This is a genomic window from Rhizobium sp. S96, assembly GCF_030382195.1.
GTDB lineage: Bacteria > Pseudomonadota > Alphaproteobacteria > Rhizobiales > Rhizobiaceae > Rhizobium.
Window position 1 is genome coordinate 361,801 of record NZ_JAUDRY010000004.1, and the last position, 21,740, is coordinate 383,540.

Here is a 21,740-nt window from a genome sequence, read left to right on the forward strand (position 1 = left end):
TATAATAACCACTTAGTGATGGTCATTCCGGAATTGTGTCGTTTTTGCGCCGTAATAAATGTGGTTCAATGCAGGCTCCACTTTAGCGCAACTGCCCGAGACCAGTCCTACCATGAAGAAACTTTGGATCCCCATTTGCATTGTTGCTGCAGCCGGCGTCGGCGCCTGGCAGTATAGGGATCGCATTCCCTATCTTTCCCAGTTCGGCGACACGACGGCCAAGCAGGCGGATGCCGGGGGCGACAAGGCTGCGAGTGACGGTGCAACGCCGGATGCAGGAAATCGCAAGGGCGGCGGCAAAGGACGCGGCAACGGCGGACCTACGCTCGTCAAGACGGTTGCCGCGGTCAAGACCACCCTGCCCCGCGACGTGACAGCATCTGGCTGGGCCGACGCCGATGACAATACGACGATCGCCGCGCAGGAACAGGGACTGGTCACAGAGATCATCGCGTCTGACGGTACGATGGTGAAACAGGGCGACCTGATCGTCAAACTGGACAACCGTACGGCCCAAGCAACCGTCGACAAAGACAGCGCCATGATTGTTCGCGATACCGCGACACTTGCGGAAACCGATACGGCACTGACACGAGCCCATGATCTTCTGACGTCGCAGGCTGGCACGCAGCAAACCTATGACCAGGCGAAGGCCGCGCGTGACAGCGCTGCGGCGACCGTCCAAGCTGACAAAGCAGCCCTTGCGGCGGATCAGGTTCTGCTTGAACACACCGAGATCCGGGCTCCATTCGACGGGCGGCTCGGGGATATCGCCGTGAGCCCCGGCGCCTTCGTCAACGCAGGCTCGGCCATCGTAACCATCGCGAAATTTGATCCGATCTATGTCAAGTTTCACCTTCAGGAGCGCGATCTACGACAGTTGAAGCAAGCCTTGGCGACCGGCCCGGTCGACGTCAGCACGGTTCCGCAATCGGACAAGGGCAAGCCACGGCAGGGACACATCAGCTTCTACGACAACACGGTGGATCCCGCCTCTGGGACGATCCTTGCCAAAGCTAAGTTCGAGAACGCCTCCGGCGCTCTATGGCCAGGTCAGTCCGTCAACATTGTCGTTCATTTCAACAACAATGAGCAACAAGTCGTCGTGCCGACCGTAGCGGTAAGCCCTGGTGCCGATGGCTTCTTCTCGTTTGTCGTGAAGGACGGAAAGGTACGGCAGATGCCGGTGACCGTGGCACGCGCAAACGGCGATTTCAGCGCCATCTCGTCAGGCCTGTCGGAAGGCGACCATGTCGTTGTCGAGGGGCAGGCCCAGCTGGTCGACAAGCAGCCTGTCAATGAACAGTTCAACGCCAAGACGCTGGATGTCGCCTCGGCCACCCTACCGGACAACAAGGCAACCACAGCGGCGGGAACCGAAGAATGATACCGAATTTCTGTATCCGGAGACCAGTTGCCACCACGCTGCTAGCGATCGGCGTCGTTCTTGCCGGCCTCGCAGGCTACCAGCTTGTTCCGGTGGCAGCCCTGCCGCAGGTCGACTTCCCCACCATCAATGTCTCTGCTGCGCTGACCGGCGCATCGCCGAAGACGATGGCGACGTCCGTGGCGACACCGCTGATCAAGCAATTCCAGACAATCCCCGGCATCAGCGAAATCAGCGCGACCAATTCGCTCGGCAATACGAGCATCGTGCTGCAGTTCGATCTCAATCGCAACATCGACGCAGCGGCGGCTGACGTTCAGGCGGCGATATCGCACGCGACGCGCCAGCTACCCGACAACATGACGACGCCGCCAAGCTATCGCAAGACGAACCCCGCTGACGCGCCGGTCATGTTGCTTGCCATCCAAAGCAATACGATGCCGCGCAGCAAGCTGGACGACATTGCAGAAAACATCATCTCGCCGTCGCTTTCGACGCTCCCGGGCGTGGCCGAAGTGTCGGTCTTCGGTGCGCAGACCTATGCGGTGCGCATCGAGGTTGATCCGAACAAGCTTCTCAATCGCGGCATCGGTATCGACACCGTAAACAAGGCGCTGGTCGCGGCAAACAGCCAGGTGCCCGTGGGAACCCTGCAGAACGCCAGCCAGAGCATGACCATTAATGCCGATACTCAGCGGACCAATGCCGCGGAATTCCGGTCCTTGGTGATCGCCAATCCGGGTGGCGCGCCGATCCATCTCGGCGACATTGCCGATGTGCAGGATAGTGTCGAGAACCTGAACACCGGTAGCTGGTACGACGGCAAGCAAAGCATCATTCTCGCCATTCAGCGCCAGCCCGACGCGAATACGGTCGAGGTGGTCGATGCAATCAACGCCAAGCTTCCTTCCCTCCACGCGGAAATTCCGGCGTCGGTCACAACGACGGTCATGAACGATTCGGCCAAGCCGATCCGTGATGCAATCGCCGACGTGAAGTTCACCTTGCTCCTGACGATCGGCCTTGTCGTTCTGGTCATCTACCTGTTTACCGGCCACCTGACCGCGACCCTCATCCCGGGATTGGCTGTTCCGCTGTCGCTGATTTCGACCTTCGGGATGATGTATGTGCTCGGCTACAGCATCGACAACATCTCGCTGCTCGGACTGACACTTGCGGTCGGGCTTGTCGTGGACGATGCGATCGTGATGCTCGAGAACATTCTTCGACACGTCGAAGAAGGCATGCCTGTCATGGATGCCGCGATCAAGGGCGCCGGCGAAGTGAGCTACACGATCATTTCGATGTCGGTCTCGCTGATTGCCGTCTTCATCCCGATCCTGCTGATGGGCGGCGTCGTGGGCCGAATCTTCAACGAGTTCGGCATGGTCGTGGCGATCGCAATCGTCGCGTCCGCGATCGTCTCGTTGACCGTGACGCCGATGCTGGCATCCCGTCTGGGGAATGCCCACGATCGGCCGCCGTTCTTCATCCGTTGGTTCGATGCCGGGTTCGACTGGACGCTTCGCGGTTATGGCGCGGCTGTCGGCTGGTGCCTTCGTCACCGCCCCGCCATTCTCGCTCTCTTCCTCGCCTCTGTCGGATTGACGATCTATCTGTTCATGACACTGCCGGCGAGTTTCTTCCCGACCGAGGATATCGGCCGCCTCAACATTTCGACCCGCGCGCGCCAGGATATCTCCTATCCGGCGATGCAGGCTCTTCAGAACCAGGCCGCAGAACTGGTACGGCAGAACCCCGCTGTGAACCACGTGATGTCGATCGTTGGCGGCAGCGCGCGCAGTCCTTTGAACAACGGCACGATGTTCGTCGAACTGAAGGACAAGGACCAGCGTGTACCGCTTGATCAAACGCTGCGAGAGTTGCGCGCGAGCATCAACAAGATTGCCGGCCTGCAGGCGTTCATAACGCCTCAGCAAAGCTTGCGGTTCGGCGGACGGCAGACGGCGAGCCAGTATCAGCTGGTGATCCAGGCCCTGAGTGCCGACCAGACCAACCTCTGGGCCGACAAGATGCAGCAGGCGCTGCGGGCTGATCCCCGCTTTACCGACGTCACGTCCGATGCTCAGAACAACGCATTGCAGGCCGACATTGTCGTGGACAGCGAAAAGGCGGCTGCGTTCAACATCGATGACGACCAGTTGCGCACGACGCTGCAGGAAGCCTTCAGCGGATATGCGGCGACGCAAATCCAATCGACCGGCGAAAGCTATGACGTGATTGTCGAATACGACACCGGCAGACCCTGGGACGACCAGAAGCTTCAAGATATCCGTGTCGCATCCAGCAATGGAACGCTGGTTCCGCTGTCCAACTTTGCGACCGTGCGGCGGAACACAGGCCCGGTGACGATCAACCAGACCGGTCAGCTCGTTTCCACGACCGTTTCCTTCAACCTGCCGGCCGGCGAAGCTCTCGGTGACGCCACGGCTGCGATCGATCAGATCAAGAAGGACATCAACATGCCGACGGACATTTTCACGTCCTACGGCGGCACGGCGCAGATCTTCCAGCAATCGCAGGGCAACACACCGTTGCTCATTCTGGCGGCCGTCCTGACGATCTATGTCGTCCTGGGTGTGCTGTATGAGAGCTTTATCCACCCGCTCACCATCCTCTCCGGCCTGCCGGCAGCCGCCCTCGGAGCGTTGCTCGCCCTCAAGGTAATGGGCTTCGACCTATCCATCATCGCCTTGATCGGGTTGCTGATGCTGATCGGCATCGTGAAGAAAAACGCGATCATGATGATCGACGTGGCGCTGGAGAACCTCCGATCGGGCAATGGAATGTCGCCGTCGGAAGCAATTCACGAAGCCTGCGTGCGACGTTTCCGGCCGATCATGATGACCACCTTCTGCGCGTTGCTTGGCGCGCTGCCGATCGCGCTTGGCTCGGGCGCGAGCTCCGAACTGCGCCAGCCGCTCGGGATTGCGGTGGTCGGCGGCTTGCTCGTCTCTCAGGCGCTGACCTTGTTCATCACCCCGGTTATCTTCGTCGAGATGGGCCGGCTCAGCGATTGGTTGCTGAGCTTCGGGCGAAAGAAGCCAGCAGAGGAGCATGAAAATGCTCCGGAGGCGATTGCCGCGGAATGATCCAACGGGCGCCAAGGGCGCCCGTTTCATTTTCGATTTGGCCTTGAATCTGCCGTTCCCCTATGGCATCACGCGCCCTCTTCGAATTGGCGCCCCTCCCGCGCCTTCGCGGGGTTTTGCCCCGATCTCATACACAATCGACATTGAGAGGTGCGAGCATGGCTCAGGCGCTGGGTTTGGACTTCGGCACAACGAACACTGTTCTTGCAATGGCGGATGGGGCGACCACCCGTTCGATGGAATTTACGAGCGCGGCAGGCAAGGCCGACAGCATGCGCACGGCCCTTTCGTTCATGAAGGATCCTAATCTCGGCGCATCCGCACTCAAGGTGGAAGCCGGGCACGCGGCGATCCGCCAGTTCATCGAGAACCCCGGCGACAGCCGCTTCCTGCAGTCCATCAAGACCTTCGCCGCAAGCGCCCTCTTCCAGGGAACGATCATCTTCGGGAAGCGCCAAAGCTTCGAGGATCTGATGGAGGTCTTCATCCGCCGCCTGCGCCACTATGCGGGCGAGAACTGGCCGAGCGATGTAACCCGCATCGTCACGGGCCGGCCGGTGCATTTTGCCGGCGCCAACCCGGATCCCCAATTGGCGACCATGCGCTACAACGAGGCGCTCGCCCGTTTTGGGTTTCCTGAGATCCACTATGTCTACGAGCCTGTGGCGGCGGCGTTCTATTTCGCGCAGAACCTGAAGGCGGACGCGACGGTCCTGGTTGCCGACTTCGGCGGCGGTACGACCGACTATTCGCTGATCCGCTTCGAGACGATCGCTGGAAAGCTCACAGCGACACCGATCGGCCACTCTGGTGTTGGAGTCGCCGGCGATCACTTCGACTACCGCCTAATCGACAACATCGTCTCGCCGCAAATCGGCAAGGGGAGTCATTTCAAGAGCTTCGACAAGATCCTTGAAGTGCCGACAAATTACTATTCGGCCTTCGGCCGCTGGAACCAGCTGTCGATCTTCAAGACCTCGCGCGAGTTCCAGGACCTGAAGAAACTCGTGCGCACCGCGCTGGAGCCGGAGAAGCTGGAGACCTTCGTGGATCTCGTCGATCACGATGAAGGATATCCGCTCTATCAAGCCGTCTCGGCCACCAAAATGGCCCTGTCTTCCGCCGACGAAGCTGCTTTCGACTTCGCGCCGCTGGGCAGCGGTGGTCATTGCACGATCCGTCGAACCGATTTCGAAGGTTGGATTGGCGACGACCTCGCCCGGATCGAAGGAGCGCTTGATGACGTGCTCGAGAAGACGAACACACCCTCGACGGCGATCGACAAGGTGTTCCTCACAGGCGGCACGTCGTTCGTGCCTGCCGTTCGCCGAATCTTCACGGAACGGTTTGACACAGACCGCATCGAGACGGGTGGCGAACTTCTGTCCATCGCACATGGTCTGGCGTTGATCGGCGAACGAGACGACATCGCGCAATGGACGGTGCAATAGCAGGCACGAGAACGCCTGCGCCCTTTCATTGAGGCTGCCGCTTCGCTACAGTTCCGATCATGATCTCCGTCAACGACCTCTCCCCGGCCGAACTTGCCGCACTGCTCCATTTTCATGCGGATGCAGGCGTGGAATGGCTGCTGGAGGAAGAGGCCGTCGATCGGTTTGCCGAATTCGAGGCGATGAAGGCGACGCGACGTAGCGCCCCCTCCTCGTCGCAGGCCACCGAGACCCGACAAGCGCCGTCGCGAGCCACACCTCAAGTCTCCGCTCGCGATGCTGCCCCTGAACGCTCGGCCCAGAAACCGCATCCCGCCATTCCCGATGGTGAAGCGGTTCAGCAGGCGCGCTTTGCTGCTGAAAGCGCCCGGTCGCTGGCCGAACTGAAGACGGCGATCGAAGCATTCAGCGGCTGCAATCTCAAGAACAGCGCGCGCTCGACCATCTTCGCCACCGGTGATGCGGCTTCGGGCATCATGCTGATCGGCTCGGCGCCGAGCGCCGACGATGATCGGGAAGGACAGCCATTCGCAGGCCGTCCCGGACAGCTGCTCGACAAGATGCTGGCAGCGATCGGTCTCGACCGTTCGGGCATACTTTTGACCCAGGTTGTCCCTTGGCGCCCCCCGGGTAATCGCGTGCCCTCAGCGGTGGAAATGGATATCTGCCGCCCGTTCATCGAGCGCCAGATCGCGCTTGCCGAGCCCAAGGCGATCCTGCTTCTTGGTAATTTTGCTGCACGCGTTTTCTTCGGTGAAGGCGACACGATCCACGGCCTTCGTGGTCAGTGGCGCGAAATCGCCGTTGATGGAAAGGTTATTCCGTCGATTGCGACGCTTCACCCGCAGGATCTGCTCACCGCCCCAATCAACAAGCGGCTGGCGTGGAACGATCTGCTGGCTTTCCGAGCAAGACTCGGCTCAAGCCAGTAGTGCATAAAAAATAGACGAATATGAACGTTTTATAAATAACCTACGCGCTTTTTGCATAGCTGTTGCGTGTTTTCGGTTATTGTTAAATCCATGCTGCACTGCAATATTACGGATGTGTCTTGGGAGGAATCAATCAGGAACCAAGGCCATGCCGACATTGCTTCGTCCTATCCATTGCAGGTTTGAAACCCTGCGCGTCGCCAGCGACCCGGTTCGCTCGGCACAAAGCCGCAACCGCATAGGCTTCGCCACCAACGAGCAGATGATTGCTCGTGGAACTGGCGCCAGCGGACGCATCTCGCGCCCGGCTGCAATTTTCGCGGATTTTCAACAGTACTGACGTGGACCCGAGGCGGGCAGCCCGCCTGCCTCGGCTCTCTGGCGATCCGACCTCTACGTGGCCTCGTCATCGAGTTCGGCCTTTGCCCAACTGAACGCCTCATCAACATAGGCAAACTTGACCGCCTGCCAGCGGCAATATTCTTCCACGAACGCGCGTGATATCCACAGCACGGGCTTCTTTCCAGCCTCCCACCCCAAGCATTCCTTCTGCACAGCCTTGGCAAACAACCGCTGCATGTGCGTCCGTGACATCATGAAATCGGCCGCAAGCGCTCGACTGTCCACCGGACCGACGAAAAAGCGCTCCGGGTCCGTTTCCTCGATGTCGATTCGAGACATCAGGTTGTCGACGATCAGGCCGCCCGCATCGCTCCATAGAAAGAGGCCGACTTGTTCAGGCGGCTCCCGCCAGCGTTGGTCCGCCAGGCAATTGCGGGCTATTCGAGGCTGCATTTGCCGAGCCATGGCGGGATGGCTCTCGAAATAGGCGGTCCTCTCACCTCCGTCCAAAAGGTCGAGAGCAACGAGATTGGAGCAGAGCCACCCATACATGGACTGGTGGCTGATCTCGGCCGGCTCGAAGTGACGAGGCCTCTTTCGCTCCTCGCCTGGCTCGTAGGCAATGAAACGGTAGGTCAGGAGCTCGTCCACAAAGCTCAGAACGGTGTTGCGGCTGGCCACCTTGTAGGCGGTGATCTCATTGGTGAGCCTAACCGCCGTCAAGCCGGAAGACGAATCAGCGGGATCACGCTCCACGCTCAGCGCATAGGCCATCTGAGTCAGCAGCCAACGTTGTTGGGATGCCAGGAGCCGCGCAAGCCGTGGGCCTGCCTCATACATGGTGCGCATTCGTTCAGCGTGAAAGCGAATGCCCAGTATAAACTTCGGGTCGGCGGCAAGGTCTTCAGCACGTAAAGGCATTTCTCTCCCGGATTCCGGACTCATTCGGTATCAAGTACCGTTCACCGGTAATATGTATCTTCGCGAATAAATGAATTTTCATCAACTTTAAAAACACGCGCATACGCCGCAATCTACGCGCGAGTCAATTCGCGCACGGCGTTAGTCTCAAGATTGAAACGATTTCCGGGAAAATCTGACGGTGTCAGGGAGCGGAGCGGCCCGAGGCGCGGCGCTCGAGCTGGATCCTGTGCTCGCGGTATATGATGAAGATGCCCGCCGCCACGACGATGGCGGTCCCGAGTAACATGCTCCCCGTCGGGATATCACCAAAGACGACATAGGCGATGATGGCGCCAAGCACGATCGACGTGTACTCGAACGGCGCGATCGTCGACACGTCCGCGTGACGGTAGCTCTCGGTCAGCAGGATCTGCGCCACGCCGCCGCAAAAGCCGGCGGCAATCAGATGCAGTTGCGGCCAGAGGTCCAGAAGGTCCCAGCCGAAAGGCAGGGTCGCAAGTGAAAATACCGATGCGGTGATCGAGAAATAGAGAACGATCGTCGAGGTCTTCTCTTCTTCCACCAGCTTTCGAACCTGGATCATCGCCATCCCGCCCAGGACAGATGCTAGCAACACCGTTACTGCACCGATCGCCTGATCGGACTGAACACCGCCCTCCCGAAAAAGCGTGAGCTTAGGCCAGGAGATGATGGCGACACCAACGAGACCGACCAAAACGGCCGTCCATCGGTAGATACGAACCGTCTCTCCGAGAAAAAAGGCAGCGAGCACAACGGCTACAAGTGGTGTGGCATAGCCCAGTGCAATGGCTTCGGGCAGCGGCAGGTGCAACAGGCCGTAGAAACCCAGCCCCATGGATATGATACCGAGCGTGCCTCGTTTCAGGTGGCCGATCGGATTGGTCGTGTAGAACGACGACCGAAGCTGCCCCCGATAAGCCAGATAGGCCATGATCGGAAACAATGCGAAAAAGGACCTGCAGAATGTCACTTGCCCCGGCTGGATATCGCTGCCAGCGAGCTTGATGAAGGTTTGCATTGCAAGGAAGACACAGACGGAGGCAACTTTGAACGCAATGCCTCTCATCGGACTTCCGAAAACCGACCGCATGTCAGGAAACTCGCGAATTGGCCATCTAAAGGCTTGGGAGAGCGCGCCAGACTCGACGCAACCCAAGTGTGGCAGTCGCGATGCTTAATGAACAGGGCAAAAATCAAAAAAGCGACACCTCGCTCGCACGTCTTGGTAGATCGGAATCGCCGAAGACATCCTTTGCATCGTACGTCGACGCAGGAATACGCGGTTAAGTATCTCTCAGCGTCCGACTGCCAAAACTTGCACTCCTGATGTTTCGCTTTAGCTTTGGTTCAGACTTTGATGTAATCATGTCGTCAAATTTTGCTGCAGAGCGCCCACTCCGCTGCAAATCTATGTCTTAAGGTCTTCAGGGAACACCATGCGCACAGATACCGGCCAGGTCATCAATCTGGCAGACTACCGCCCCACCGACTTCGTTCTGGAGCGTGTGGACCTGACGTTCGAACTTGATCCCACTGAAACCAAAGTAGAATCAAGATTGATCTTCCACCGTCGGGAGGGCGCTGATGCGAGTGCGCCCCTTATCCTCGACGGCGATGAACTGGCACTGTCAGGGCTGCTCTTCGATCAGATGGAGATGCCGGCCGGCCAATATACCGCGACGCCGGAAAGCCTCACCGTCCGCGACCTGCCGGAGTCCGGTCCCTTTGAACTGACGATCACGACGATCATCAATCCGGAAGCGAACACCCAACTCATGGGGCTTTACCGCACCGGCGGGATCTATTGCACCCAATGCGAGGCCGAAGGCTTTCGCCGCATCACCTACTTCCCAGACCGCCCTGACGTACTTGCGCCCTACACTGTCAACATCATCGCCGACAAGGCGGCCAATCCGCTGCTGCTGTCGAACGGCAACTTCCTCGGCGGTGCTGGCTACGGCGAAGGCAAGCATTTCGCCGCCTGGTTCGATCCGCACCCGAAACCGAGCTACCTTTTCGCATTGGTGGCCGGAGATCTCGGCGTGATCGAGGACACCTTCACGACCATGTCCGGCCGCGAAGTCGCGCTGAAAATCTACGTGGAGCGTGGCAAGGAGCAACGCGCAGGCTATGCGATGGACGCGCTGAAGCGCTCGATGAAGTGGGACGAAGACGTGTTCGGCCGTGAATACGACCTCGACATCTTCATGATCGTCGCCGTGTCGGACTTCAACATGGGTGCGATGGAGAACAAGGGACTCAACGTCTTCAACGACAAGTATGTCCTTGCCGATCCCGAAACGGCAACCGATGCCGACTATGCCAACATCGAAGCAATCATCGCACACGAATACTTTCACAACTGGACCGGCAACCGTATCACCTGCCGCGACTGGTTCCAGCTTTGCCTCAAGGAAGGCCTGACGGTCTATCGCGACCACGAATTCTCGGCTGATCAGCGCTCGCGCCCGGTCAAGCGCATCGCGGAAGTGCGCCACCTGAAATCAGAGCAGTTTCCAGAAGACGGCGGCCCGCTGGCTCATCCGGTGAGGCCAACGAAATATCGTGAAATCAATAACTTCTATACGACGACCGTCTATGAGAAGGGCAGCGAAGTCACGCGGATGATCCACACGCTTCTGGGCAAGGAAGCGTTCAAGAAGGGTATGGATCTCTATTTCGAACGACATGACGGCGAGGCTGTGACAATCGAGAATTTCGTCAAATGCTTCGAAGACGTCAGCGGCCGTGACCTCCAGCAGTTTTCGCTCTGGTACCATCAGGCTGGCACACCGCTTGTGACGGCATCGGGCACCTATGATCCCGCTGCCAAGACCTTCAGCCTTGCTCTGGAGCAGATGATACCGGCAACGCCCGGTCAGAGCGACAAGAAGCCGATGCATATTCCGCTTAGCCTGGCGCTATTCTCCGAAGACGGCGCTGCTTTTGCCCCCTCCTCCGTGGAAGGCGCGGAGTACGGCGGCAATGTCCTGCACCTGACCGAGAGAACCCAGACAGCAGTATTCCACGGCATCGCCTCGCGGCCTGTCGTCTCGATCAACCGAAGCTTCTCGGCACCCATCAATTTGCATTTCGATCAGACACCAATCGATCTTGCTTTGCTCGCGCGCTACGAAACGGACCACTTTGCCCGTTGGCAAGCGCTGACAGATCTAACACTGCCAACGCTGCTAAAGGCGGCGCGCGATGCGCGTGAAGGCAAGGCCATTGTTGCTGACCAGACCTTTATCGATACGCTGCTCGCCGCCGCGTCCGACGAGGGTCTGGAGCCGGCCTTCCGTGCGCAGGCGCTGGCATTGCCAAGCGAAGCCGATATTGCGCGGGAACTTGGCGGCAACAACGACCCTGACGCCATTCATGCCGGCCGCCAGACAGTCATGAAGCAGGTCGCGGACGCCGGAAAGGATGCGTTTGCAGCCCTTTACGACAAGATGACAACGCCAGGCGATTTCAGCCCTGATGCAAAGAGCGCTGGCCGGCGTGCCCTGCGAAACACCGCACTTGCATATTTGTCCTATGCGGAAAGCGCTCCGGCACGCGCGAAAGCCGCTTTCGACGCCGCAAACAATATGACCGACCTGATGCAGGCGCTCACGATCCTTGCTCATCGTTTCCCCGATAGCGACGAGGCAATCCAAGCGCTTGCGACGTTCCGCGATCGCTTCGCCGACAATGCGCTGGTGATCGACAAGTGGTTCTCCGTCCAGGCGACCATTCCCGGCGCGCAGACCCTCGACCGCGTTCGCAAGCTGATGGAGAACCCGCTGTTCAAGCGGACGAATCCCAATCGCGTGCGTTCGCTCATCGGTACGTTCGCCTTCACGAACCCGACCGGGTTCGGTCGTGCCGACGGTGAAGGCTACCGGTTCCTCGCCCGCGAGATTCTGGATATCGACCAGCGCAACCCTCAGCTCGCCGCACGCATCCTTACATCCATGCGTTCGTGGCGCTCTTTGGAGCCTGTACGTGCCGGCCACGCGCAGAAAGCTCTGGCCGAGATCGAGCAAAGCTCGGGTCTTTCCAGCGACGTCAGAGACATCGTCGAACGCACCCTCAAGGGGTGATTTGCAGCAGGGAGCGGCTTTGCGAACGCAGGCCGCTTCGGGCCCCTCAAGAATAATCAGCACTTAGAATCGGTTAACGGATTTTTACCTTTTCCTCTGGACAAGGCGAATCACCAATGATTCATTGATGCAGGTTCGAGCGAGCGGCGCGCGAATCACACGAGGGATCAAGGCTCAGAGATGATGGACGTGCGGCGGGCAACCGTGGCCGGAGGACGGCTGCGTGTCGATTTCGAAGACTTTCGCGCCTTGCGCGACCGCTTCGCCGATAACGCTTCAGCGCCCCTTCGACCGCCTGTTCGAAGTCTCAATCACGCAGAGACGGTCCTGAAGCGCGTCATTCCCATTCTCATCGTCGCATTCCTTGCGGTTGTCGCGGCATCACACTTCTTTGGCATGATGTCCGAGTACAGCCGTATGACGGCGGCCGCGCGTCACTCCACCGCTCTGGCAGCGGCGACCGCTGCCGCAGCATTTGCTGATTCCGCCTCCGTGTTCGAAGCCGGCGACGCCGCTGCAGCGCAGACGCGGCTGGCGCGTTTCCTTCCGCAAGACCGTCTCGACGATGACGCGTTCGTGCTGCTGGTACAGCCGTCGGGCAAAGTGTTCGCGTCATCAACGGCAGGTGCTGCCTATATCGGCGCGAGCGTTGGTGACTTCTTCTCCGAAGTCTCCGCAGTTCGCCGCTTCGGCGATCGTGCGGGCGTCATCGAAACGACGATCAGCGGCCGCCCGCATTACGCCGAGATCACCCTTGTTGGCGACTCGGGCGGATATATCGTCGCGGCCACCTCGCTCGACCGCATCAGCAGCCTGTGGCGCGAGACGATGACCCTTAATGTCAGCCTTTTCGCTGGCATCTCGTCGATCCTGCTTGTTGTTCTCTATGCCTATTACATGCAGGTCCGCCGGGCGCGCGACGCCGACGACATCTTCCAGGAATCCAACCTGCGGGTCGAGACGGCCCTGTCTCGCGGTCGCTGCGGCCTTTGGGACTTCGACTTCGATCGCCGCGAGTTCTTCTGGTCCCGGTCGATGTACGAAATGCTCGGCCTGCCCGCTTCCGAAGGCAACATGTGCTTCGGTGATGCAGCGCGACTGATGCACCCGGACGATGGCGGCATCTACGAAATCGCACGCTCGATCTCTCGCGGCGATTCCGAGCAGATCGACCAGATCTTCCGCATGCGTCATGCAGGCGGCCACTATGTCTGGATGCGCGCCCGTGCCCAGGTCATTCGGACCAATGCCGGCCGCGTCCACATGATCGGCATCGCAATGGACGTGACGGAACAGCACCGTCTCGCACAGCGTTACGCCGAGGCCGACCAGCGCCTTGCCGACGCCATCGAGTGCACGTCCGAGGCTTTCGTGCTTTGGGACAAGAACGACCGGCTGGTCATGTGCAACGCTCACTTTCAGCAGGCGTACGGATTGCCGGACAATGTGCTGGTGCCGGGCACGGAGCGGAGCGTCGTCAACGCTGCCGCGGCTCGCCCCGTGATCGAGCGCCGCATCGCGGATGCCGATGGATCCGGCCACTCCCGTACCACCGAAGTTCAGCTCGCCGACGAGCGCTGGCTCCAGACCAATGAACGCCGTACACGCGATGGCGGCATGGTTTCGGTCGGGACCGACATCACCTTGCTGAAGCGCAACCAGGAGCGCCTGCGTGACTCCGAACGGCGACTGATGGCAACGATTGGGGACCTTTCCGCCTCCCGGCAAACACTGGAAAGCCAGAAGGCTGCCCTTTCCCTCGCTAACGCCAACTATCAGGCCGAGAAGGAACGCGCGGAAGCCGCCAACAAGGCGAAGTCGGAGTTTCTGGCCAACATGTCGCACGAGCTGCGGACGCCACTGAACGCAATCCTCGGGTTCTCTGAAATCCTGCAGGACGAGATGTTTGGGCCGCTCGGCTCTGCCAAGTACGACGAGTATGCCCGCGACATCCACCACAGCGGCAGGCACCTGCTGAACGTCATCAACGACATTCTGGACATGTCGAAGATCGAGGCAGGCCATATGAAGCTGCATTGCGAGACGATCGATCTCGTGCCGCTGATCGAGGAAAGCCTACGTTTCACCACTATTCCAGCAGCAGAAAAGAACATCCGGATCGAACAGCGTATCTGCGACGGCATGACGTTGAAGGCCGACCGCCGGGCGATGAAACAGATCCTGCTCAATCTGCTTTCGAATGCCGTCAAATTCACGAATGACGGCGGCCGTATCGCGGTGCGGACGCGCCGGACGAATGGTCATGTCCTTCTCACCATCGCCGACACCGGCATCGGCATTCCGCGGGCGGCGTTGAGCAAGATTGGACAGCCGTTCGAGCAGGTGCAGAACCAGTACGCGAAGAGCAAGGGCGGCTCTGGCCTCGGACTGGCGATCTCCCGCTCCCTCACAGACCTGCATGGCGGCCGCATGAAGATCCGATCGCGCGAAGCCGTCGGAACGATCATCTCGCTGCGGATACCCGACACGCAGAACTAGGGCTTGACGACCACCAGCAGTATCTTGCGAACAGCCTTGGAGAGCCGCTTGACCTCGCTCTCCAGCGTGCGGATGTCGGGGCAATCACCAGCGCGGCAGACCAGATCAATGAGGCCGGATGGCGCTTCCTTCGGGTCGAACACGCCATCGATGCACAGCCGAATGAGTTGCGACAGCTCGGTATAGAGCGAAAATGCCTCGATGCAGGTATCGACATCCGCCGGAGCCATGAGCCTGCCGCCAAGCAGCTTCAGGGCCTCGCCCGTGTTCAGTCCGCGAACGCTGACCCTGGCACCCTTCGCGGGTGCGATCAGCGCCAGATATTGGGCAATGAACTCGATGTCGATGACACCTCCCGGGATCAGCTTCAGATCCCAGAGGCTTGAAGGCGGCTTTTCCTTCTCGATCAACTCACGCATCTCGGCGACGTCATGCGTCACACTTGCGATATCGCGGCTCTGGGATAGCACCTCAGTTGCGACGCGCTCGGCTTCCGCGATCAGCCCTTGATCTCCGCAGATGAGGCGGGCACGGCTAAGCGCCATATGCTCCCAGGTCCATGCCTCCTCGCGCTGATACTTTTCGAATGCATTGATGCGCGTGGCAACCGGCCCTTTGTTTCCGGACGGACGAAGCCGCATATCGACCTCGTAAAGCACGCCTTCGGCGGTCGGCGCGGAGAGTGCCGCGATCAGCCGCTGGGTCACCCGGGTAAAGTAGCGCACGGCGTCGAGTGGCTTAGAACCATCCGACTCCGATGCTCGCTCGTCGTAATCGTAAAGCAGAATGAGATCGATATCGGAGCCGGCCGTTAGCTCGAAGCTGCCCAGCTTGCCCATGCCCGCGACGGCGATACGGCCGCCGGGAAAGTCACCATGCACGTCACGGATTTCCTTGATGACAGCGTTGAGCGCAGCCTCGATAATCAGGTCCGCGAGGTGCGTGAAAGCGCGCGCCGCCATGACGCCGTTGATTGTGCCAGTCAGCAGGCGGATGCCGATCAAGAAACGCTGTTCGGCGGCAAAAATGCGCAGCCTGTCTAGCACCTCTTCATAGTAGCGAGCCTGCAGCAGCGATCCCTTCAAGCGCTCGGCCAGATAGTCGCGGGTCGGCAGCTCCGCCATGAGGCCAGGATCGAGCATGCCATCGAAGACGTGCGGCTTGGCGGCGATTACCTCGGCGAGCTTCGGAGCCGAGGACATGATGTTGACGATGAGCGACAACAGCGCCGGATTGCTGCCAAGCAGTGAGAAAAGCTGAATACCAGCAGGGAGGCCGGAAATGAAATTATCGAAGCGCAAGATCGCTTCATCCGCCCGCTTGCTTTCCCCGAAGACACGCAGGAGCTCCGGCGTCAGCTCTGTCAGCCGTTCGCGCGCTTCGACTGATTGCGTCGCCTTGTATCGCCCGTAGTGCCAAGTGCGGATAACGCGCGATATGTCCGACGGTCGTTCGAAGCCGAGCTTCTTCAGGGTGATCAGCGTGTCCGGATCGTCATTCTGTCCGGTGAAGACAAGGTTCCCGGTTTCCGTCGACAGTTTGGTTTCCTGTTCGAACAGGCGGGCATAGCGCCGTTCCACGGCTCTGAACACCTCCACAAGTCGCTCCGAGAAGCTCTGCGTGTCGTTAAAGCCCATCATGAAAGCGATGCGCTTCAAGTCTGTCTCTGTCTCCGGAAGCAGGTGCGTCTGTTCATCGCGAACCATCTGGATCCGATGCTCGACATCACGAAGGAACCAGTAGGCTTCCGTCAGCTCATCGCGGGTCTCTTCGTCGATCCATTTCGCCTTGGTGAGCTCCGCAAGCGTCTCTTCCGTCCCGCGGCAACGCAGGACCGGCATGCGTCCGCCAGCGATCAGTTGTTGGGTCTGGGCGAAGAACTCGATCTCGCGAATGCCGCCACGTCCGAGCTTGACGTTGTGCCCTTTGACAGCAATTGCGCCGTGCCCTTTATGGGCGTGGATCTGCCGCTTGATGGAATGAATATCGGCAATCGCCGCGTAGTCGAGGTATTTGCGAAACACGAAGGGCACGAGGTCACGCAGGAACTGTTCGCCAGCCTTGATGTCGCCAGCGACAGCACGAGCCTTGATGAATGCGGCCCGCTCCCAGTTCTGTCCCCGGCCCTCATAATAGATCATCGCGGCATCGACCGAGATGGCCAGCGGCGTCGATCCCGGATCGGGCCGCAGTCTCAGGTCGGTCCGGAAGACATAGCCGTCGGCGCTTCGCTCCTGCATGATCCTGACCAGCCGGCGCATCATGCGCGGAAAGATCTCGATCGCATCCTCCGGATCGGGCAGAATTCCGGCCTGCTCGTCGAAGAACACGACCACGTCGATATCGGACGAATAGTTGAGCTCCGAGGCGCCCAGTTTGCCCATGCCGAGAACGATCAGCCCCGAGCCCTCACTGGGCCTGGAAACATCCTTCAAGTGAAGCTTTCGGCTCTCGTGCGCAGATAGCAGCAGGTGATCGATCGCCGCAGCGACGGATGCTTCCGCCAGCCTGCTTAGCCACATGGTCGTCGCACGACCATCGAAAATGCGGGCAAGATCGGCGAGCGCCACGAGGAAGGCCACTCGGCGCTTGATAACGCGCAAACGGGTCATGACCTCGGCCTCAGTCGGCGATGCGCCGTCTGCTGTCGGCTGCCATGCCAGCCGCGCTTCACCGATCAATGCGGCGATCTGCGGCTCCAGCGGGCCGGAGACCGCAGATGCGAGAACGGCGTCGTCCACGTTGGCGATGTCACGCAGATAGGGAGACAGGCTAAACGCAGCGGTGATGAAGTCGCGGAGCGCGCCTTCATCCTTCAGCATCTCGGCCACCGCGGGCTCGGACTTCCCGATTTTCTGCAAATCGGCGAGCGCGAGTTTCAACTCGGTCTTGCTCAACGGCTTCAACAGGCCGTCCGCCACCTCCTCGAGACCGTGCTTCGATTCCGTCAGCATGCATCCTCCCACTCGCCGCATCACCCATGGACGGAATCACAATCGCTCCGTGCCACCGCCTGATAAGTTAGGGTCTGGGAGGACAATGGCCAACCATCAATTGAGCGATCGTGCGCAATCGATGGACGAACTATTTGGTGGGAAAGATCATGGCGACGGCAAGGCCGGGCTTCGCCGTATCATCGGGATCCGTATCGGAAAGCTCGAGCTTGCCGCCGTGCAGTTCCATGACAGCCTCGACCAGTGAAAGCCCCAGGCCGGTTCCGGGCTTCGAACGGCTCTCGTCGAGACGCACGAAGCGCTTCAGGACCTCTTCGCGCTTCGCCGCGGGAATTCCGGGGCCGCGATCGGCAACCTGCAGGCATATGCCGTCCTGTCGGCGGGTGAGTTTCAGAGAGACCTCGCCTCCGCCTTCGACATCCGCCGAATACTTGATGGCGTTGTCTATGAGGTTGAAGATCGCCTGGCCGATCAGCTCGCGATTGCCTTGAACCTCGATGTCCTTCTCGATCGATGAATTGAGCGCAAGTCCGGCCTCCTCGGCCACCGGCTCGTAGAGTTCGGCGCTGTCGGCGACGATGGCTGAGAGATCGACCGCTGACATTTCCGCTGCTGCAGAGCCTGCCTCCACCCTGGAGATCATGAGCAAGGCATTGAAGGTACGGATCAGTTGGTCGGACTCGGAGATGATGCCCTCCAGTGCGATCCGACGTGTCTCCGTATCCGGCGTATCGAGCGCATCGGCTGCCTTGTTGCGCAGTCGTGTCAATGGTGTCTTGAGATCGTGCGCGATGTTGTCCGAGACCTGGCGCAGGCCTTCGTTCAGCTTCTCGATCCGCCCGAGCATTGCATTCAATGATGCCGAGAGGCGATCAAACTCGTCGCCCGAGCCGCCGACCGGCAGACGTTGCGACAGGTCGCCGGCCATGATCTTCTTGCTCGCCGCCGACATCCGGTCGATCCGTTTCAAGGCATTGCGACCAATGCCGAACCAGATGATGACCGCACCCAGTCCCATGATCGCCAAGGCGATCATCAGCGCTTGCCGCACGAGCACACGAAAGGCCTCCGGCTCGCCAAGGTCCCGGCCGATCAGCACGCGCAAGCCGTTGTCGAGCACCTCGATATTGGCAACCGCCATGTGCTGCTTGGTGGCACCCCCTTCGGCATAGCGCCGATACTTGAAAGGCAACGTCGTCCAGCCCTGCTCGTCGAGCACGCCCGGCTGAACGGAAGCGACGTTGCCGGCAAGGATGTCGCCTGACGGACCCGCGATGATGTAGAGGTTGGCACCGGGTTGGCGTGCCCGCCGCTCCATCGTGCGCAACAGGAGGTTCATGCCGCCCGCGTCATAGGCGCGCTGCACCTGGTCGACTTCCTGCTGTACAGCCTCCCGTATCTGGCTGGTCAGCAACCGCTCGGACATCGCGGTCACATAGAAGACCAGCGTCGCCGCGCAGATTGCAAAGAGCAGAATGTAGAGGGCCGAGAGACGGACTGCGGTGGACTTGAAGAGAAACCAGAAACGGTTCATCCCTCATCCTTGATCATGTAACCTGCGCCGCGAATGGTCTTCAGCAATGGCTGGCTGAAGTCCTTCTCGATTTTCGAGCGCAGGCGCGAGACGTGTACGTCGATGACGTTGGTCTGCGGATCGAAGTGGTAGTCCCAGACATTTTCCAGGAGCATCGTGCGCGTGACCACCTGGCCCGCGTTCTTCATCAGGTATTCGAGCAGGCGGAATTCGCGCGGCTGGAGCGGAATTTCCTTACCCCCGCGCCTGACTTCATGCGACAGGCGATCAAGCTCAAGATCGCCGACACGGTAGACCACGTCCTGTTCCGGCGTACCCTTGCGACGGCCGAGCACTTCGACACGCGCCAGCAGTTCGCTGAAGGCATAGGGCTTCGGCAGATAGTCGTCGCCGCCTGCCCGAAGGCCGGTCACGCGGTCATCGACCTGGCCAAGCGCCGAAAGAATGAGAACGGGAGTGTGGATGCCCTTACGGCGCAGCTCGCTGATAACGGAGAGGCCGTCACGGCGCGGCAGCATCCGATCGATTACGATGACATCGTAGGTGTTTTCGGTCCCCATGAAGAGGCCGCTCTCCCCGTCACTCGCGTGATCGGCAACGATGCCCGCCTCACGAAACGCCTTCGTCAGGTAAACCGCAGCTTCGAGATCGTCTTCAATTATAAGAATCTTCATGCGGCCGACATTACCCGTAGGCTGTGTTTCGGCAAGGCTCAAAGCTGTGTCCTGTTGAACGGAAGTCATTGCAGCCACCCATGATGTATTGGTGAAAAAGGAGCCGCACCCTGCGGCGCGGCTCCAGCTCTTCGGATTTGAGACGGATCAACCCTGGCCGTTGATCGGAAGCGCGACGAAGCGGCTGCCTTCCTTCGACTGGATCTGGAACAGTGCGCGTGTGCGACCATCCTTCTTCGCCTGGTTCAGAACCTTGACAACGTCGTCAGCGTTGGAGACCTCCTGGTTGTTGACCGAGGTGATCTTCTCGCCTTCCTTGATGCCCTTGTCGGCGGCATCGGAATTCGGATCGATACCGGTGATCTGCAGGCCCTTGCCATCGTCGGCAGGGCCGACACTGAGGCCGAGGTCGGCAAGCGCCTTTTCGGAGGCAGGCGTCTGTGCTTCAGGTGCCTGATCGCCGTCGTCAGCCAAGGCGTCCTTCTGTTCGGCCGGCAACGTGCCGAGTTCAACCGTTACAGGGGTAGCCTTGCCCGAACGCCATACCGACAGTTCGACCTTCTTGCCCGGCGTCATCGCGCCGATACGGCGGCTCAGATCGCGGGCGTCCTTGACGGTCTCGCCGTTGACGGCCGTGACCACATCGCCAGCCTTCAGACCGGCCTTTTCGCCTGGGGTTCCGGCCTGGGCCGAGACAACCAATGCGCCGCTTGCTTCAGACAGGCCAAGCGAGTCCGCAATATCCTTGGTAACCGGCTGGATCTGCACGCCGAGATAGCCGCGCGAAACCTGGCCGTCCTTCATCAGATCGGCAACAACGTCCTTGGCGGTCGATGCGGGGATAGCGAAGGCGATACCAACGCTGCCGCCCGACGGCGAGAAGATCGCGGTATTGATGCCAACGACTTCGCCAGCGAGGTTGAAGGTCGGACCACCGGAGTTACCGCGGTTCACAGCAGCGTCAACCTGCAGGTAATCGTCGTATGGGCCGGAGCCGATGTCGCGACCGCGCGCTGAGACGATACCGGCCGTGACCGTACCGCCGAGACCGAAGGGGTTACCGACGGCGACAACCCAGTCACCAACGCGAACGTTGTTGTCGTCTGCCCAGTTCACGTAGGTAAACTTGCGGCCCTTGCCATCGACCTTCAGCACAGCAAGATCGGTGCGCGGATCCTTGCCGATGAGCTTGGCGTCGAGCTCGGTTCCATCGTTCATGACTGCGACGAAGGCCGCGCCATCGGAAACGACGTGATTGTTGGTGACGATATAGCCATCATCGGAGATGAAGAAGCCGGAGCCCTGTGCGACGGGACGAAGACGACCTTCCTTGTCCTGCTGGCCGAAATGCTTGCCGGGAGGACCGCGATGGCCCTGCGGACCCTGCGGGCCCTGCTCGCCGAACTGGCGGAAGAACGGCTTCAGTGCATCGGGGAGATCGTCAAAACCACGGCCGTTGAAGTCGAAGGAGAAGCCATTGCCACCGTCTTCATCGGAAACCGGATTGACGCGGCTTTCAACACGAACCGACACGACAGCAGGCGAAACGGCGTCAACGACGTTCGCGAAACTCGGAACGGACGGAGCCTGTACCTTGACTGCTTCTGCGTAGGAACGGGTAATTTCAAGGGGAATACCGGTGGCGAGGACTGCTGCGGCAAGCCCCGCGACTGTCGACGCCTTGAGCGCGGTGTTCAGCGACGGAGCTTTGATATTCTTGAACATGAGTGGCACCTTCTTTTCTCTTTGCATCCACGGGATCGGCAAACACCGGATCAGTTGATGGACGAAGATATAGGACGGCACACCTTACTGCGAACTGTC

The 21,740-nt window shown here is 59.9% G+C and carries 13 protein-coding genes; 7 read left to right on the top strand and 6 right to left on the bottom strand.

The annotated features are described in order from the left end of the window. Positions 1 to 112 precede the first annotated feature (112 nt). The 5 genes from QTL94_RS06645 to QTL94_RS06665 all read left to right on the top strand — a co-directional run bounded on the left by QTL94_RS06645 (position 113) and on the right by QTL94_RS06665 (position 7,223). Positions 113 to 1,387: an efflux RND transporter periplasmic adaptor subunit gene (locus tag QTL94_RS06645; protein ID WP_289800980.1), complete on the top strand. Its 1,275-nt coding sequence runs from the start codon at positions 113 to 115 to the stop codon at positions 1,385 to 1,387. Beyond that, entirely contained in the window at positions 1,384 to 4,500 is a 3,117-nt protein-coding gene (locus QTL94_RS06650) for an efflux RND transporter permease subunit (protein WP_065689940.1), read from the top strand. The genes QTL94_RS06645 and QTL94_RS06650 overlap by 4 nt, the downstream gene beginning before the upstream one ends. 158 nt (positions 4,501 to 4,658) lie before the next feature. Then, positions 4,659 to 5,951 (top strand): Hsp70 family protein, encoded by a 1,293-nt coding sequence (locus QTL94_RS06655; RefSeq protein ID WP_289800981.1) that lies wholly within the window; start codon positions 4,659 to 4,661, stop codon positions 5,949 to 5,951. 59 nt (positions 5,952 to 6,010) lie between these two features. Beyond that, complete coding sequence (locus QTL94_RS06660; protein ID WP_289800982.1) at positions 6,011 to 6,883, top strand: uracil-DNA glycosylase; 873 nt, start codon at positions 6,011 to 6,013, stop codon at positions 6,881 to 6,883. 148 nt (positions 6,884 to 7,031) lie between these two features. Beyond that, entirely contained in the window at positions 7,032 to 7,223 is a 192-nt protein-coding gene (locus tag QTL94_RS06665) for a hypothetical protein (RefSeq protein ID WP_113523981.1), read from the top strand. A 53-nt stretch (positions 7,224 to 7,276) separates the two neighbouring features. On the opposite strand, the gene QTL94_RS06670 is transcribed toward QTL94_RS06665, so the two are convergent. Both QTL94_RS06670 and QTL94_RS06675 read right to left on the bottom strand, forming a co-directional pair. Further along, positions 7,277 to 8,146 (bottom strand): hypothetical protein, encoded by an 870-nt coding sequence (locus tag QTL94_RS06670; RefSeq protein WP_289800983.1) that lies wholly within the window; start codon positions 8,144 to 8,146, stop codon positions 7,277 to 7,279. A 184-nt stretch (positions 8,147 to 8,330) separates the two neighbouring features. After that, a complete protein-coding gene (locus QTL94_RS06675; protein WP_289800984.1) occupies positions 8,331 to 9,260 on the bottom strand; it encodes a DMT family transporter in 930 nt (309 codons plus the stop codon). 346 nt (positions 9,261 to 9,606) lie between these two features. Between QTL94_RS06675 and pepN the strand changes: the two genes are divergently transcribed. Continuing rightward, the gene (gene pepN / locus QTL94_RS06680; RefSeq protein ID WP_289800985.1) at positions 9,607 to 12,255 is read left to right on the top strand and encodes an aminopeptidase N; all 2,649 of its coding nucleotides are present in this window, start codon (positions 9,607 to 9,609) and stop codon (positions 12,253 to 12,255) included. Positions 12,256 to 12,435: 180 nt separating this feature from the next. Continuing rightward, on the top strand, positions 12,436 to 14,754 hold the full coding sequence (locus QTL94_RS06685; RefSeq protein WP_289800986.1) for a PAS domain-containing sensor histidine kinase: 2,319 nt from the start codon (positions 12,436 to 12,438) through the stop codon (positions 14,752 to 14,754). On the opposite strand, the gene QTL94_RS06690 is transcribed toward QTL94_RS06685, so the two are convergent. The 4 genes from QTL94_RS06690 to QTL94_RS06705 form a co-directional block, all read right to left on the bottom strand. After that, the gene (locus QTL94_RS06690) at positions 14,751 to 17,708 is read right to left on the bottom strand and encodes a bifunctional [glutamine synthetase] adenylyltransferase/[glutamine synthetase]-adenylyl-L-tyrosine phosphorylase (protein WP_289800987.1); all 2,958 of its coding nucleotides are present in this window, start codon (positions 17,706 to 17,708) and stop codon (positions 14,751 to 14,753) included. The genes QTL94_RS06685 and QTL94_RS06690 overlap by 4 nt on opposite strands. 130 nt (positions 17,709 to 17,838) lie before the next feature. Next, positions 17,839 to 19,242 (bottom strand): sensor histidine kinase, encoded by a 1,404-nt coding sequence (locus tag QTL94_RS06695; RefSeq protein ID WP_289800988.1) that lies wholly within the window; start codon positions 19,240 to 19,242, stop codon positions 17,839 to 17,841. Next, the gene (locus QTL94_RS06700; RefSeq protein WP_198928659.1) at positions 19,239 to 19,916 is read right to left on the bottom strand and encodes a response regulator transcription factor; all 678 of its coding nucleotides are present in this window, start codon (positions 19,914 to 19,916) and stop codon (positions 19,239 to 19,241) included. Before QTL94_RS06700 ends, QTL94_RS06695 begins: the two co-directional genes overlap by 4 nt. Positions 19,917 to 20,063: 147 nt before the next feature. Continuing rightward, positions 20,064 to 21,641, bottom strand: coding sequence for a Do family serine endopeptidase (locus QTL94_RS06705; protein ID WP_289800990.1), 1,578 nt, complete (start codon positions 21,639 to 21,641; stop codon positions 20,064 to 20,066). Positions 21,642 to 21,740 lie beyond the last annotated feature (99 nt).

Bases quoted from the DNA above. Each gene is read 5' to 3' on its own strand.
- QTL94_RS06685 (WP_289800986.1), top strand. From the start codon at position 12,436: ATGATGGACGTGCGGCGGGCAACCGTGGCCGGAGGACGGCTGCGTGTC.
- pepN (WP_289800985.1), top strand. From the start codon at position 9,607: ATGCGCACAGATACCGGCCAGGTCATCAATCTGGCAGACTACCGCCCC.
- QTL94_RS06670 (WP_289800983.1), bottom strand. From the start codon at position 8,146: ATGCCTTTACGTGCTGAAGACCTTGCCGCCGACCCGAAGTTTATACTG.
- QTL94_RS06690 (WP_289800987.1), bottom strand. From the start codon at position 17,708: ATGCTGACGGAATCGAAGCACGGTCTCGAGGAGGTGGCGGACGGCCTG.
- QTL94_RS06645 (WP_289800980.1), top strand. From the start codon at position 113: ATGAAGAAACTTTGGATCCCCATTTGCATTGTTGCTGCAGCCGGCGTC.
- QTL94_RS06695 (WP_289800988.1), bottom strand. From the start codon at position 19,242: ATGAACCGTTTCTGGTTTCTCTTCAAGTCCACCGCAGTCCGTCTCTCG.
- QTL94_RS06700 (WP_198928659.1), bottom strand. From the start codon at position 19,916: ATGAAGATTCTTATAATTGAAGACGATCTCGAAGCTGCGGTTTACCTG.
- QTL94_RS06650 (WP_065689940.1), top strand. From the start codon at position 1,384: ATGATACCGAATTTCTGTATCCGGAGACCAGTTGCCACCACGCTGCTA.
- QTL94_RS06660 (WP_289800982.1), top strand. From the start codon at position 6,011: ATGATCTCCGTCAACGACCTCTCCCCGGCCGAACTTGCCGCACTGCTC.
- QTL94_RS06655 (WP_289800981.1), top strand. From the start codon at position 4,659: ATGGCTCAGGCGCTGGGTTTGGACTTCGGCACAACGAACACTGTTCTT.
- QTL94_RS06675 (WP_289800984.1), bottom strand. From the start codon at position 9,260: ATGCGGTCGGTTTTCGGAAGTCCGATGAGAGGCATTGCGTTCAAAGTT.
- QTL94_RS06665 (WP_113523981.1), top strand. From the start codon at position 7,032: ATGCCGACATTGCTTCGTCCTATCCATTGCAGGTTTGAAACCCTGCGC.
- QTL94_RS06705 (WP_289800990.1), bottom strand. From the start codon at position 21,641: ATGTTCAAGAATATCAAAGCTCCGTCGCTGAACACCGCGCTCAAGGCG.